Raw genomic sequence first — 13,094 nt, 5'->3', positions numbered from 1 at the left:
CGACGAAATAATTTTCTCTTATTTTTGACCAAATTATTTTTATGAGAAATCTGAAAGAAGATTTATTTGAAGCTTGTACGCTATTTGTTAATAGAAAGCTGAAGAACATAGAAGAGATCATGCACGCAAATCGAATGGGGCTTGAAAATGAATCAAAAAGCTCTGCAGGTGATAAACATGAAACCGGAAGAGCCATGCTGCATCTTGAAATGGAAAAAGCTTCACAACAATTTGAGGTCGTTAGCGCTATGAAAGATGTTTTGCAGAGAATAGATTTAAACACAACTGCCAATCATGTCAGACTAGGAAGCCTGGTTGATACAAATCAAGGATCTTATTTTCTTTCAATAAGTGCAGGCAAAATTGATATAGATGATGAAGTTTATTATGCAGTTTCTGCTTCCTCACCGATTGGTGCCTTGCTTATAGGTAAAAGCCAAGGTGACCAAGTAATATTGGGTACAAAAACAATACAAATAAGATCTATTCTTTAGCTTAGATATTCAAGTCAGATTCACTAATTCTTAATTGTCGCATTGAGGTCAGTAATACCCATGTTAAATAAGGTAAAACTGAATATGTCTGCATATTGATCAATGGTCTTTGATACCGGAGTTCCGGCACCATGACCAGCCTCAGTTTCTATCCTGATTAACACTGGATTATCGCCTTGTTGTTTATCTTGCAATTCTGCAGCGAATTTAAATGAATGCGCAGGTACAACTCGGTCATCATGATCTCCTGTTGTAACCAATGTTGCCGGGTATGATGTCCCTTTTTTTACATTGTGAACCGGAGAGTAATTATAGAGGTATTTAAACATTTCTTCATTTTGTTCTGAAGTTCCATAGTCATATGCCCACCCTGCTCCTGAGGTAAAAGTATGGTATCTGAGCATATCTAAAACGCCTACAGCTGGCAAGGCTACCTGCATGAGGTCTGGTCGCTGGGTCATTGTTGCTCCAACGAGTAATCCTCCATTTGAACCACCTCTGATAGCCAAGTATTTACTTGAAGTGTATTGCTCTTTTATGAGGTATTCAGCAGCTGCTATAAAATCATCAAAAACATTCTGCTTTTTTAATTTTGTTCCTGCATTGTGCCATGCTTTTCCATATTCACCACCACCTCTAAGATTTGCTACAGCATAAACACCGCCCATTTCAAGCCAACTTGCATTGACTATGCTAAAGGATGGGGTCAGGCTGATATTGAAGCCGCCATATCCATATAGAATGGTTGGGTTACTCCCATCTAATTTAGTTCCCTTTTTATAGGTGATGATCATGGGTACCTTGGTTCCATCTTTGGAAGGATAAAAAACCTGTTTGGACTCATAATCATCTGAATTAAATCCAACTTTTGGTTTTTTGAATAGTTTTGAAGTTCCTTTATCAGCGTCAAATAAATAAATGGATGACGGGCTGATATAATTTGTAAACGAATAATAAAGTGTTTTATCTTTTAGTTTCCCACTAAAACCAGCGCTACTGCCAATACCAGGTAATTCAATCTCTCTTATTAGTTTGCCTTTCAGGTCGTATTGATATACTTTTGAAATGGCATCTATCATATATTCAGCAAAGAAATAGCCTCCACCGCCTGAGATACTTAATACATTTTTGGTTTCAGCAATTAAATCCTTCCATTTTGAAATTTCATAATCCTTGATATCAAAAGTAACAACCTTTTTATTTGGAGCCTCCAGGTTTGTCGATACATAAATCATACTTCCTTTACTGTGGATAACACCATGGTCGTTCTCAAAATTATTAATGATACAAACCAATTCATTTTCCGCCTTACTTAAATCTTTGATATATAATTCATTTCCTGATGTAGAATTAGAAGCATTGATAACAAGGTATTTTTCATCCTCAGTTACGTATCCAAATACATACCGCCTCTTTTCATCGAGGCCAAAAATTACTTGGTCTTCACTTTGAGAAGTTCCTAGTTTGTGATAGTAAAGTTTGTGTTGGTCTGTTTTAGCAGACAATTCGCTGCCATCAGGTTTGTCATAACTCGAATAATAAAAACCTTCATTTTTATACCATGAAAGGCCGCTAAATTTCACATCTAGTATGGTATCTCCCAAAACTTTTTTGCTTAGAGCATCCATGATGATAACTTTCCTCCAGTCAGATCCACCTTCAGAAATAGAATAAGCAACCAGATTTCCATCTTTTGTGAATGAAACCGAACTCAATGAGGTAGTTCCATCTTTTGAGAACGTATTGGGGTTAAGAAAAACTTCTGCTTCTTGACCAGTTTTTTGTCGGTATAAAACATATTGGTTTTGCAGGCCATCATTTTTATAAAAATAGTCGAATTCACCATGAGTCGTTGGGGAGCTATATTTTTCATAATTCCATAACTGGGTCATCCTTTCTTTGATCTGGTCTCGATAAGGAATTTGACTCATATAATCTTGGGTTACTGAGTTCTGAGATTTTACCCAGTTTTCTGTTTCTTTAGAGCGATCATCTTCGAGCCATCTGTATGGATCCGACACCTCGTTTCCAAAATAATTGTCAGTAGTTTTTCCTTTGGTAGATTCAGGATAAGTCACATTTAATCCGGTTTTTTGCGCATACAAATTGCCAATCATAAGGCTAATTGAAACACATAAAATTAATTGAAGTTTGCTATTCATTGACAGCTAAATTATAAGCGATATTAATTTAAGGCATTTACTGCACCAATTTTACCAGGTAACAATTGTTTTAATGTCGCTTCAATCCCGTTTTTTAAGGTGATGGTTGATGAAGGACAGCCATTACAAGCGCCTTGCAGTAAAACATTTACTTCTTTTGTTGCAGGTTCATAAGAGAGGAATTGAATATTTCCTCCATCTCCAGCCACAGCAGGTTTGATATACTCCTCAAGAACGGCAATAATCTCTTTTGAAATATCATCATCAGTCGCTTGAAATTTCACATCGCTCTTTTGTGCTTCCTTTACTTTAGGGGCATAATCCTCAGCAACAATTCGTCTATCACTTTGAAGGTATTCCTTTAAAAAATCTCTCAAGGTATTGTTCACCTCAAACCATTCCAGGTCATTTGACTTTTGGATGGAAACATAATTATCTGAAATAAAAACCTCTTTTACAAAAGGAAATTCAAAAAGCTCATAGGCAAGCGGCACTTCATGTGCATCTGCCTGTTCACTTAATTCAATATGCTGATTACTCAGTAATTTATTGGTTACAAATTTTTGAACGTTCGGATTAGGTGTGCTTTCAGCATAGACCTCAACTAGTTGTTCATTTTTATCCTCTGAAAACACTGAGTCATTTTGTTGTAAATAAACTTCAAGTATTTCTTGCAGCTCTTTTTCAACTTCCTTCCATTCAAGGATGTCAAACTTTTCTAAAGCAATAAAATTAGCCGTTATAAAAACTTTTTTAACAAAAGGTAAATGAAATAACTGCTGCACCAAAGCTGAATTCTTGGCATCATCAATTGAATTGTATTCGTAACTGCTTTCAGTTAACATTTTATCTGAGATAAACTTAATTATAGCAGGATTTGAAGTGTATTCTATTTTAATTTTTGACATATCTATATGGGATCTAACTGCAAATTTACGAAAGTATTTTTTCTTACTTTTGATGCATATGTTAAATCAATCAAAAAAAGAATTATGATTTTACGAGAAGTCAATGGAAAGATGCCGATTAGCGGGAAAGATTGTTTTTTTGCAGAAAATTCAGTTGTAGTAGGTGAGGTCATTATGGGAGATCAGTGCAGTGTTTGGTACAATGCTGTAATAAGAGGAGATGTACATTTCATCAAGATGGGAAATAAAGTTAATGTCCAGGATGGAGCAGTGATTCATGCCACTTATAAAAAATCTCCTACCACGATTGGTAACAATGTGTCTATCGGCCATAACGCTTTGGTTCATGGTTGCACCATTCATGACAATGTACTAATAGGCATGGGAGCCATTATTATGGATGATTGTGTTATTGAAAGCAATAGTATCATAGCTGCAGGAGCTGTAGTGACTAAAGGCACCTTAGTGCCTTCCGGTTCAGTATTTGCCGGAATGCCAGCGAAGAAAATAAAGGATATTAACCAAGAATTGATTTCAGGAGAAATAGATCGAATTGCAAATAATTATATAAAATATGCGAGTTGGTACAAGTAATCAACTAAAAACGAAATAATTTAAATTTAAAGCAAAAAAAAACATCCTAGAACCAAGGATGTTTTTTTGTATTAGAGTGAAATTCTTTCTATTGAATTCCAAGTTTAGTTTTAACACTTGGCATAAGGTCTTCACCTTCAAAAACAATAAGTCCTTTTCCAGGAGAAGAATCCATTACATATTTGAAACCTTTTTCAGAAGCAACATCACTTACGGCTTTCTGTGCTTTTTCAACGATAGGCTTCAAAAGATCAAATCTTTTCTTTTGAATTTCTTGATCTGCTGTTTGAGCATATTTTTGAATCTTTTGCTTAAGACCTTCTACTTCAACTCTTCTTTCTTCATTTTTTGCATCTGTTTGCGTTGGAGCTTCAGTATCATACTTTTGTAATTTTGCTTGAAGTGCCGTTGCTTGAGCATTATACTCATCTGCATAAGTTTGTTGAACTTTTTTTAATTCTGTCTCCATCGCTTTTGTTTCTGGCATGGCCATCAAAAGTTGTTCGCTATCAATATGAGCAACATTTTGAGCCTGAACTGAATTAAAAGCCATTAAAAGTGCGACTGCCACGAATAAATTTCTAAATAATTTCATTTTTCAAATAGTTTGTTATTAATAATTTTTTTGTTTTTACTTCTTTTTAATTGTTGTTATCTATTGCTTCTTCTCTCTGTTTCTTTCGATTTTCAATTTCTTGTAACTTAGCGGCTCTTTTTTCTTCAGCCACCTGCTTAAGAGAATCTCTCATTCTTGCTCTCGATTCTTGTTGCGCTTTAATTCGCGCTTTTAGCTCTTCTCTTTTTGCGATTCTCTCTTCAAGCTTAATCTGCTCTTCAGTCTTGACTTCATCTACTTGAGCATCTTCTGTTTCTGCAGCTGGATCTGCCATATCATCTTCAATTCCTTGCTCAGCATCTTCATTTTCAAGCACTGTAGGGCTGGCAATCACTCCTGCCTTTACAAGTCTGTCAGTCTTAAGGTCTTGAACTGCTTGTCTTTTTCTATTTTTCACTATAGCATTAAGGACCAACTCACTGATATCATATTTACTATTACTATACAATAGTATTAAATCACTTGATTTGTCAAAAACAAAATCATAACGCTTCTTACCTGCAATATCTTGAATTGCATTATAAACCTGATCTTGTACAGGTTTAACAAGTTGCTTTCTCATTTGAAACAAGTCTCCCGTAGGACCAAAATAAGCCTGTTGTAACCTGCTTAATTCTTGTTTTTTTATATCTATATCTTCTTCTCTTTCACTAATCAAATCCTTCGTAAGCAAAGTCTTTTCATTGCTTAAATCAGTATTCATTTGCTCAATTTCTGCTGTAAGAACTTCCAGCTTTTTTTGCCAGGTTTTTACTTTAGAATCTAACTGAGATTGGGCATTTACATATTCCGGAACATTTTCCAGTATATAGTTCATGTCAATATAGGCAACGCGCTGTGGCTTTTGAGCATTAACAATAAAGTTAAAACATATAATGACGATAATTAAAACCCTATTTACTTTCATTCTATTTGTTTTCAAGAAAATATCGTGCCATTTCTTGATTTGGGGCAAATATAACAATTTAGCTTAAAACTGTTGTCCAATGATAAAATGTGTTTGCCACCCCGAAATTATATTGGATCCTGGTATCGTATCGAACCCGTATCCAAAATCAACTCCAAGTAAACCAAAGGCTGGCATAAATACCCTTATACCACCACCAGCTGACCTTTTCAATTCAAAAGGTCTATATTCTCTATATTCGTTCCATGAATTACCGGCTTCAAGAAAGGTCAGCGCATATATTGACGCTGAAGGCTTAAGTGTTATCGGATATCTTAGTTCAAATGCAACCTTGTTATATATTGTTCCACCAGTTTGTGATGAAAGACTGGAATTCGGATATCCTCTAAGTGCTACCGTTGTTCTACCATCAAATCTTCCTGTGGCTAAACCATCACCACCCACATAAAATCTTTCAAAAGGTGGTGCACCAATCTCATCATTATAATGTCCGAGAAAACCTAATTCCGCATTAGACATCAAAACCAGTTTTCCTGCAACCGGACTGTACCATTTACCGGTAAATACTATTTTATAGAACTCGATCCATTCATACTTCTCTTCATCAGGAAGATCTGTATAATCTCTGTCATTAAATAATGAATATGGAGGCGTAAGCTTTAACAAAATATTAAACTGCGAACCTCCTGAAGGAAAGACAGGGTTAGGTCCGGCAGAACTTCTTCCAAAATTCACAGCAAAGTTAAAGTTGTTAGAAATACCATTATCAAAATCAAATGATGAAATAGTATAATTTTGAAGCTTATACCTTTGATAATTAAATGAAGTTGACAGGGTAAAGAAATCATCAGGCCATTTTAAGCGCTGGCTCAAGCCAACTGAGGCACCAATAATATCCAGCAATTGATCTTTATCTACACTATTTGTGAATGGGTCATACCCAAATTGACTCGAATTATAGATAGAGAAATTAAACCCTTTTGGCTTTTTACCACCCATCCAAGGCTCTGAGAATGATAAACTATACGTTCTGTAGAATTTACTGACCTGTAGTCTAAGTGCTATATTTTGACCATCACCTCTAGGAACAGGTTTGTATTCTTCAAAGTTAAATAGGTTTTTAATCGAGAAGTTATTGAATGAAAGACCAAGTGTTCCAACAAAAGTACCTCCACCATATCCACCTTGTAATTCAATCTGACTAGATCCTTTTTCAGAAACTGAAAATTCAATATCAGCTGTTTTATCAGCAAAATTAGGCTGTACATCAGGAACAATGTTCTCAGGATCAATAAATCCTAATTGTCCCAATTCACGAATAGATCGAACAATATCACTTTTACTGAAAAGATCTCCTGGTTTGGTACGAAGCTCTCTATAAAGAACATGGTCATTCGTAACATCATTTCCTTTGACAGTTACCTTTCTTATTAAGGCCGGTTCATCTTCAATAATTCTGATTTCAAGATCGATAATATTATTTGCAGCACTTGTTTCAACTGCATTTACTCTGGAAAATAGGTAACCATTGTCTAGATAAGTATTGGTGATATCTTGAGATTCTGGAGTCCCATCTCCATATACTCTCTCATTAAGTGCTTTCCCGTTATAAGTAACCCCATTATCTATTCTTAGAATGTTTCTTAGCTGCTGATCCGTAAAAACGGTATTACCTAAGAAATTAATACTTCCGAATTTGTAACGCTCGCCCTGGGTCAAAAAGATATCCAAATTAATGGTATTGTCATCATTCCAGGAGATGGAATCCTTTATGATCAAAGCATCTCTAAAACCTTTTTCTTGGAATACGGAGACCACTTTATCAAGATCTTCTTCATATAAATCTTCTACAAATTTGGAAGGTGAGAACATTCTTGTAATCCCTTTCTCCTTTGTTTTTTTCATGATCTTTTTAAGCTTCTTATCAGTCAAAGCCGTATTCCCATGAAATGTAATATTCTTTATTTTTATTTTATTCCCTTTATCAATAACAATAAGTGCATCTTGAGTATTTGGAAAAGCCGTATCTTTTTTGGTATTAATCGTTACCTTAGTTTTCAGAAATCCTTTAGCTCGATATTTATCTTTGATATAGTTTTCAGTAGTGGTTATCAAATTTTCTGTCAACATCGAACCTGCCTGAAATTCTATTTCTTTTTGAAGTTCCTCAATTTTTGACTTTTTGAGCCCGGTAATCGTTAATCGTCCAACCTTATCTAATTCTTTTACATTAATTTCAAGGTATATCGCATCTCCATCTAGTTTCGTTACAAAAACATCAACATTTGAAAACAACTTTGAACTCCATAATCTCTTTATAGCAGAAGACAGCTTGTCACCAGGTATTTTAAGTCGCTGACCTGAATTAAGTCCAGAAAATATCAAAATTGACTGCTCAGAAATGGTTTCATTTCCTACAACTGATATTCCTCCTAATAAGTATCTTTTATTCTTTTCAAGAACAATAGGCCCCGCTGGAACCTTTTTTATAGTATCCTGTACTTGAGCTGTGGCACCCAACGAATCTGAAGGATTCAAGACAACAGGAGTTTTTATTGAGTCTGTTCTTTGTTGGGATAAGGGTATCGTATCCAATGCCTTGGTGGCAGGGATGGTATCTTGAGTAGCTGTGTTACTTTGGGAAGTATTTTGCCCATTCACAGTAACGCCGATTAAGATAAAAACTAACAGTAAAACTGTATACCTTAAATTATTTATTACTGTTTTCAATTTGTTCACTTGTTTTTCCAAATCGCCTCTCTCTTCTTTGATAATTCAGTATTGCTTCGTAAAAATCCTTCTTCCTAAAATCGGGCCATAAAATATCAGTAAAATACAATTCTGCATAAGCAATTTGCCATAATAAAAAGTTGCTAATGCGCATTTCCCCACTCGTTCGAATCAAAAAATCAACGACGGGCAAAGTAAATGTATATAAATGACTATTTATAATTTTTTCATCAATTTCTTCCGTTTTAAGTTCATTATTAACAATTTTTTTAGAAATGGATTTTACCGCCCTGATCAATTCTTCTTTAGCCCCGTAGTTAAGGGCAAGAGTCAATATCATGCCATCATTTTTTTCAGTCAAATTCATGACTTCTTTAAGCTGATTTCTTGCGATTAAGGGTAATTTCTCTAAGTTGCCAATTGCTTGGAGTTTGATGTTGTTCTTCTGAAAAGTAGCAATCTCTTTTTTTAAGGAGTTTACTAAAATACTCATCAAAGTATCTACTTCGATTTTTGGTCGTTTCCAGTTCTCAGTTGAAAAAGCGTAAAGCGTAAGCGCTTCAATTCCAAGTTCAACGCTGGCTTCTACAGTTTGTCTGACAGATTCCACACCTTTATTATGCCCAAAAACTCTTTTAAGGCCCTGGCTTTTAGCCCATCTTCCGTTACCGTCCATAATGACCGCAACATGTTTTGGTATAAAACCCTTATCTATTTGAGAAACTAAATCCATAATTATGTTAAAAACTTCCTGTATAACAACCTTCCCTTCCAAAAGCGAAAACTAAGGTGATTCCTGTAAAAACATACCAATCATTATTATTAGGATTGATCTGAACATTTTCACTTAAAGGGTCGTACGGGTAGCCATCTATATCATCTTTAAATGTGTATCTAAAGCCCGTTTCAAAAGCGATACCCACATTGGGTGCCAAAATTGTTTTGTATCCAGCTCCAAAGGGCATGGTAAAATTAAAGCTCCGTCCGTCATCTAATGTGCCGTAGTTCACCGTACCGGCTTCAAAAAATATATACGGTGTATGTGTATAGCCTATCTTACCAAGACTGTACTTGAAAAAATGATACTCTATACCGACTGCTAATTCATGAATATCATTGGTAAAACTGAGATCTCTATATTTTCTAAATGAATTATTAGTTTCAGAATCGCTCCCCGAAATTTTTGAATAATTATAGGTGGCTCTAATCGAGTAATGAGGATGCATGTTCCATTTATATATGGCCCCTACCACAAAACTATTAGGATATATAAAGTTTGTTCGCCCAATGTCTCCAATATAATTACTCCCTCCTACAAATATTCCAGCCTCATTTATTTGAGAAAAAACACCAGTTGAAAAGAAAGAAATTAGGATTACAATTACAATTTTTTTCATCATAAAAAATAGGTCGCAAATATAAAAAAATACATTTGCATTTAGTTGAAATGAATGTTCTTTTTTGATTAACAGATTTTTAAGCGTAAAATTGTATTATATCCTTTGATTTAATTGCGTTTATCCTCACCCCATAGAAGTTTTTCACGGAGTGTTTTTATAAAGGTTTGATCGTCTAATTGAAGGGTCATTATCGAAAAGGAGCATTTCTCAATAATTAGTTTTGATTTATTGTGCAAAGTATACATGCGTGAGTCTAATGTGAGTAACACTTCGTCTGCTCTGCTATCAATGTGCAATTCTATAACTGTCTGCTCAGGAATTACCAAGGGTCGAACAGCAAGACTATGGGGGGCAATTGGTGTGAGAACAATATTTTGCGATGATGGAGAAATGATTGGCCCGCCACAACTAAGTGAATAGCCGGTAGACCCTGTTGGAGTTGAAATGATTAAGCCATCACTCCAGTATGTCGTCAAAAATTCACCGTCTAACATCGTATCTACTTTGATCATAGAAGCGGTATTCTTTCTGGTGACGGTTATTTCGTTCAGCGCAAAATTTATTTGGTTTAATTCGCTGTTATCATTTTCAGTCTTGATGCCTAACAAAGACCTTTTTTGAACTATATATTGGCCGTTGATTATTTTATTGAAGGCTGCTGCAATGCTATCTTTTTGGATATTCGCAAGAAAACCAAGCCTTCCGGTATTAATTCCTATTACCGGGATTTCCAGATCTCTGATAAAAGTGATAGACCTAAGAAAAGTTCCATCGCCTCCAACTGAAAAAAAGTAGTCAAGGTCTCGGTCTAAATCGTTATATCCAGAAAAAGTGGTGAAATTTTTAGCGTCAATTAGTTGATCAAAGCCTTTATAGAAATTCTCTTCAAAGACTATTGCAACATCATGCTGTGAACATAGGTCAACAAGCTGGCCCACATATTTAATAGTGGTTTCATTATTGGATTGTCCGAAAATTCCTACTTTCATCGATTAATGCGCTCTTAAATATTTAAGTATTTTTGCAAGTAATTTGATCTGTCATTCAGCTCCTCTAGGTATTTATCCTTTTCAAATTCATTGAGAATCTCATAATTATATCTTCTAAAAGAATGCAAGGTGTTGTTGATATCGTGAAGGCTAAGTTTTAGGGTGATATGCGCAATTTCACTATCGATTTTAGACACAAAAGCACCGAATAGAGTAGCATTATTTGATTCGACTATTTGAGATATTTCACTAAATGAATAATCATTAACATTTTTTGACACTACGAGAATTACGCCTTCTTCATGTAAAAAAGGAGTGCATTTAAAAATGTTTAAAAAATCATCGAGTTCGTAATAACCTATATATTCTTTTTCAGCATTCAAAATGGGCATCAAATTGGTGTTGTGCGTAGCAAAATACTGCAAGACCTCGAACCAGTTCATATTCTCAGTGGCATAAAAAGGTTGCGCTAAATGCTTGAATTCATTCAGTTTTAGACTTTCAGGATTTAACAATTCAATTTCCTCATGAGAAATGGCTCCATAGTAAAGATTGTCATCGACCACTGGTAAATGAGAAAAAGGATATTGCCCAAAAGCCTCCTTCATTTGAGTGATATCATTCTTTAAATTAAAAGGTTGAATGTCGTTTAATATGTAAGTGATGGTTTGCATTAAAATAGATGGTTACTAAAGATAAAATTGTAATTTTGCCCCCTTAAGTATGCGAACTAGTTGGTAAAGATATAATATCTTTTGCATTAAAATTATAAATAAGGAAGTAATGACTAAATTAAGCGTCAATATTAATAAAATAGCTACCCTAAGAAATGCTAGGGGTGGAGATGTTCCAAATCTGCTGAAAGCAGCTACTGATATCCAAAATTTTGGAGCTGAGGGAATCACTATTCATCCAAGACCAGACGAAAGGCATATTAGATATCAAGACGCAAAAGATCTTCGCTCTGTTGTACATACTGAATTTAATATTGAAGGAAATCCGATCCCTGAGTTCGTTGATTTGGTATTAGGAATTAGACCAGAACAGGTTACACTGGTTCCTGATTCAATCGATGCAATTACTTCTAACGCTGGATGGGATACAATTAAAAATGCCAGTTTCTTAAAAGAGGTGGTTTCTGAGTTTAAAAGGAATGGAATTAGAACTTCCATTTTTATGGATCCGGATATTTCGCTCATAGCCGCTGCCGCTGATACAGGTGCTGACAGAATAGAGTTGTACACAGAATCGTATGCCGTATCTTATGAAAAAGATGATCTAAATGGAGTAAGACCATATGTAATTGCCGCTGAGAAAGCTATAGAACTTGGTCTTGGTATCAATGCCGGACATGACCTAAGTCTGTCTAATTTAAATTATTTTATAAAGAAAGTTCCGGGTGTAATGGAGGTGTCTATCGGTCATGCCTTGATTTCAGAAGCTTTGTATTTTGGGCTTCAAAATGTGGTAAGTATGTACCTTCAAAAACTCAAATAATGAAACTTTTACATTCTTTAGTTATAGGCAAAGGAGAGCCTCTGATAATTTTACATGGTTTTTTGGGGATGGGGGATAATTGGAAGACATTGGCCAATAAATTTTCTGCAAACTATGAAGTGCATCTTGTTGATCAGCGCAATCATGGACGTAGTTTTCACGATGATGATTTTTCATATGAATTGTTAGTTGCAGACCTTTTATATTACTTAGATCAGCATGAGCTAGATCGGGTACATATTCTGGGTCATTCAATGGGAGGTAAAACCGCTATGCTGTTTGCTGTGGAACATGGAAATAGAGTGGATAAACTTGTTGTAGCAGATATTGCACCAAAGTTTTATCCGCCGCATCATCAATATATACTCGATGCGCTCAATGATGTGGATTTTGGCAAGGTCTCGTCTAGAAATGAAGTGGATGAGGTTCTTCAAAGACATATACCTGAATTGGGTATAAGACAGTTTTTACTGAAGAACGTTTATCGAATTGATAAAGATAAATTAGCCTTTAGGTTTAATTTAGAAACCTTAGAATACAATATTGACGAAATTGGAGTAGCGCTGCCTCCAAGAACTCTTTTTGATGGCCCTGTCTTGTTTTTAAGAGGGTCTTTGTCAGGGTATGTTACTGATGAGGATGAAGGTTTGATTTCAGGACATTTTCCAAACAGCAGAATTGTGACAATATTTAAAGCGAGCCATTGGTTACATGCTGAAAACCCAACGGATTTTTACGATAATGTTGCCGGATTCCTCGAAAATGATTAATTTCCCTGAAGTATTTAAAATTTATAT

The 13,094-nt window shown here is 35.1% G+C and carries 13 protein-coding genes; 4 read left to right on the top strand and 9 right to left on the bottom strand.

The features are described from left to right. Window positions 1-41: 41 nt before the first annotated feature. A complete protein-coding gene (locus QWY87_RS07945; RefSeq protein WP_290290082.1) occupies window positions 42-494 on the top strand; it encodes a 3-oxoacyl-ACP synthase in 453 nt (150 codons plus the stop codon). Window positions 495-517: 23 nt separating this feature from the next. On the opposite strand, the gene QWY87_RS07940 is transcribed toward QWY87_RS07945, so the two are convergent. Together QWY87_RS07940 and QWY87_RS07935 are read right to left on the bottom strand one after the other, a co-directional pair. Continuing rightward, a complete protein-coding gene (locus tag QWY87_RS07940; RefSeq protein ID WP_435389488.1) occupies window positions 518-2,656 on the bottom strand; it encodes a prolyl oligopeptidase family serine peptidase in 2,139 nt (712 codons plus the stop codon). 23 nt (window positions 2,657-2,679) lie between these two features. Next, window positions 2,680-3,564 (bottom strand): NifU family protein, encoded by an 885-nt coding sequence (locus QWY87_RS07935; RefSeq protein ID WP_290290080.1) that lies wholly within the window; start codon window positions 3,562-3,564, stop codon window positions 2,680-2,682. 84 nt (window positions 3,565-3,648) lie between these two features. Between QWY87_RS07935 and QWY87_RS07930 the strand changes: the two genes are divergently transcribed. Beyond that, window positions 3,649-4,158: a gamma carbonic anhydrase family protein gene (locus tag QWY87_RS07930; RefSeq protein WP_290290079.1), complete on the top strand. Its 510-nt coding sequence runs from the start codon at window positions 3,649-3,651 to the stop codon at window positions 4,156-4,158. Between the two features lie 88 nt (window positions 4,159-4,246). Here QWY87_RS07930 and QWY87_RS07925 read toward each other — a convergent pair whose 3' ends face one another. The 7 genes from QWY87_RS07925 to QWY87_RS07895 all read right to left on the bottom strand — a co-directional run bounded on the left by QWY87_RS07925 (window position 4,247) and on the right by QWY87_RS07895 (window position 11,474). Beyond that, window positions 4,247-4,753, bottom strand: coding sequence for an OmpH/Skp family outer membrane protein (locus tag QWY87_RS07925; protein ID WP_290290077.1), 507 nt, complete (start codon window positions 4,751-4,753; stop codon window positions 4,247-4,249). Window positions 4,754-4,799: 46 nt separating this feature from the next. Continuing rightward, complete coding sequence (locus QWY87_RS07920; RefSeq protein ID WP_290290075.1) at window positions 4,800-5,681, bottom strand: OmpH/Skp family outer membrane protein; 882 nt, start codon at window positions 5,679-5,681, stop codon at window positions 4,800-4,802. Between the two features lie 63 nt (window positions 5,682-5,744). Next, window positions 5,745-8,411 carry an outer membrane protein assembly factor BamA gene (gene bamA, locus QWY87_RS07915; RefSeq protein ID WP_290290074.1) on the bottom strand — a complete coding sequence of 889 codons (2,667 nt, stop codon included), beginning with the start codon at window positions 8,409-8,411 and terminating at the stop codon, window positions 5,745-5,747. After that, a complete protein-coding gene (gene uppS, locus QWY87_RS07910) occupies window positions 8,392-9,144 on the bottom strand; it encodes an undecaprenyl pyrophosphate synthase (protein WP_290290072.1) in 753 nt (250 codons plus the stop codon). The genes bamA and uppS overlap by 20 nt, the downstream gene beginning before the upstream one ends. Window positions 9,145-9,151: 7 nt before the next feature. Next, window positions 9,152-9,808 (bottom strand): type IX secretion system protein PorG, encoded by a 657-nt coding sequence (gene porG, locus QWY87_RS07905; protein ID WP_290290070.1) that lies wholly within the window; start codon window positions 9,806-9,808, stop codon window positions 9,152-9,154. Between the two features lie 110 nt (window positions 9,809-9,918). Next, a complete protein-coding gene (locus QWY87_RS07900; RefSeq protein WP_290290068.1) occupies window positions 9,919-10,800 on the bottom strand; it encodes an NAD kinase in 882 nt (293 codons plus the stop codon). A 14-nt stretch (window positions 10,801-10,814) separates the two neighbouring features. Next, window positions 10,815-11,474, bottom strand: a complete 660-nt coding sequence (locus QWY87_RS07895; protein WP_290290067.1) for a CBS domain-containing protein — start codon at window positions 11,472-11,474, stop codon at window positions 10,815-10,817. 109 nt (window positions 11,475-11,583) lie between these two features. On the opposite strand from QWY87_RS07895, the gene QWY87_RS07890 reads away from it, so the two are divergent. Together QWY87_RS07890 and QWY87_RS07885 are read left to right on the top strand one after the other, a co-directional pair. Next, window positions 11,584-12,297: a pyridoxine 5'-phosphate synthase gene (locus QWY87_RS07890; protein WP_290290066.1), complete on the top strand. Its 714-nt coding sequence runs from the start codon at window positions 11,584-11,586 to the stop codon at window positions 12,295-12,297. Further along, window positions 12,297-13,067: an alpha/beta fold hydrolase gene (locus QWY87_RS07885; protein WP_290290064.1), complete on the top strand. Its 771-nt coding sequence runs from the start codon at window positions 12,297-12,299 to the stop codon at window positions 13,065-13,067. Before QWY87_RS07890 ends, QWY87_RS07885 begins: the two co-directional genes overlap by 1 nt. Window positions 13,068-13,094 lie beyond the last annotated feature (27 nt).

The organism is Lutimonas halocynthiae, from assembly GCF_030409835.1.
In the GTDB taxonomy this organism is placed as follows: Bacteria; Bacteroidota; Bacteroidia; order Flavobacteriales; family Flavobacteriaceae; genus Lutimonas; species Lutimonas halocynthiae.
Note: the sequence above shows the minus strand (reverse complement) of the source record. Positions and strands in the feature narration are given on the sequence as shown.

What these genes read in the sequence shown, in the direction of transcription:
- QWY87_RS07925 (WP_290290077.1), bottom strand. Translation starts at nt 4,753, where the DNA reads ATGAAATTATTTAGAAATTTATTCGTGGCAGTCGCACTTTTAATGGCT.
- QWY87_RS07935 (WP_290290080.1), bottom strand. Translation starts at nt 3,564, where the DNA reads ATGTCAAAAATTAAAATAGAATACACTTCAAATCCTGCTATAATTAAG.
- porG (WP_290290070.1), bottom strand. Translation starts at nt 9,808, where the DNA reads ATGAAAAAAATTGTAATTGTAATCCTAATTTCTTTCTTTTCAACTGGT.
- QWY87_RS07890 (WP_290290066.1), top strand. Translation starts at nt 11,584, where the DNA reads ATGACTAAATTAAGCGTCAATATTAATAAAATAGCTACCCTAAGAAAT.
- QWY87_RS07895 (WP_290290067.1), bottom strand. Translation starts at nt 11,474, where the DNA reads ATGCAAACCATCACTTACATATTAAACGACATTCAACCTTTTAATTTA.
- QWY87_RS07930 (WP_290290079.1), top strand. Translation starts at nt 3,649, where the DNA reads ATGATTTTACGAGAAGTCAATGGAAAGATGCCGATTAGCGGGAAAGAT.
- QWY87_RS07940 (WP_435389488.1), bottom strand. Translation starts at nt 2,656, where the DNA reads ATGAATAGCAAACTTCAATTAATTTTATGTGTTTCAATTAGCCTTATG.
- QWY87_RS07945 (WP_290290082.1), top strand. Translation starts at nt 42, where the DNA reads ATGAGAAATCTGAAAGAAGATTTATTTGAAGCTTGTACGCTATTTGTT.
- QWY87_RS07920 (WP_290290075.1), bottom strand. Translation starts at nt 5,681, where the DNA reads ATGAAAGTAAATAGGGTTTTAATTATCGTCATTATATGTTTTAACTTT.
- QWY87_RS07900 (WP_290290068.1), bottom strand. Translation starts at nt 10,800, where the DNA reads ATGAAAGTAGGAATTTTCGGACAATCCAATAATGAAACCACTATTAAA.
- uppS (WP_290290072.1), bottom strand. Translation starts at nt 9,144, where the DNA reads ATGGATTTAGTTTCTCAAATAGATAAGGGTTTTATACCAAAACATGTT.
- QWY87_RS07885 (WP_290290064.1), top strand. Translation starts at nt 12,297, where the DNA reads ATGAAACTTTTACATTCTTTAGTTATAGGCAAAGGAGAGCCTCTGATA.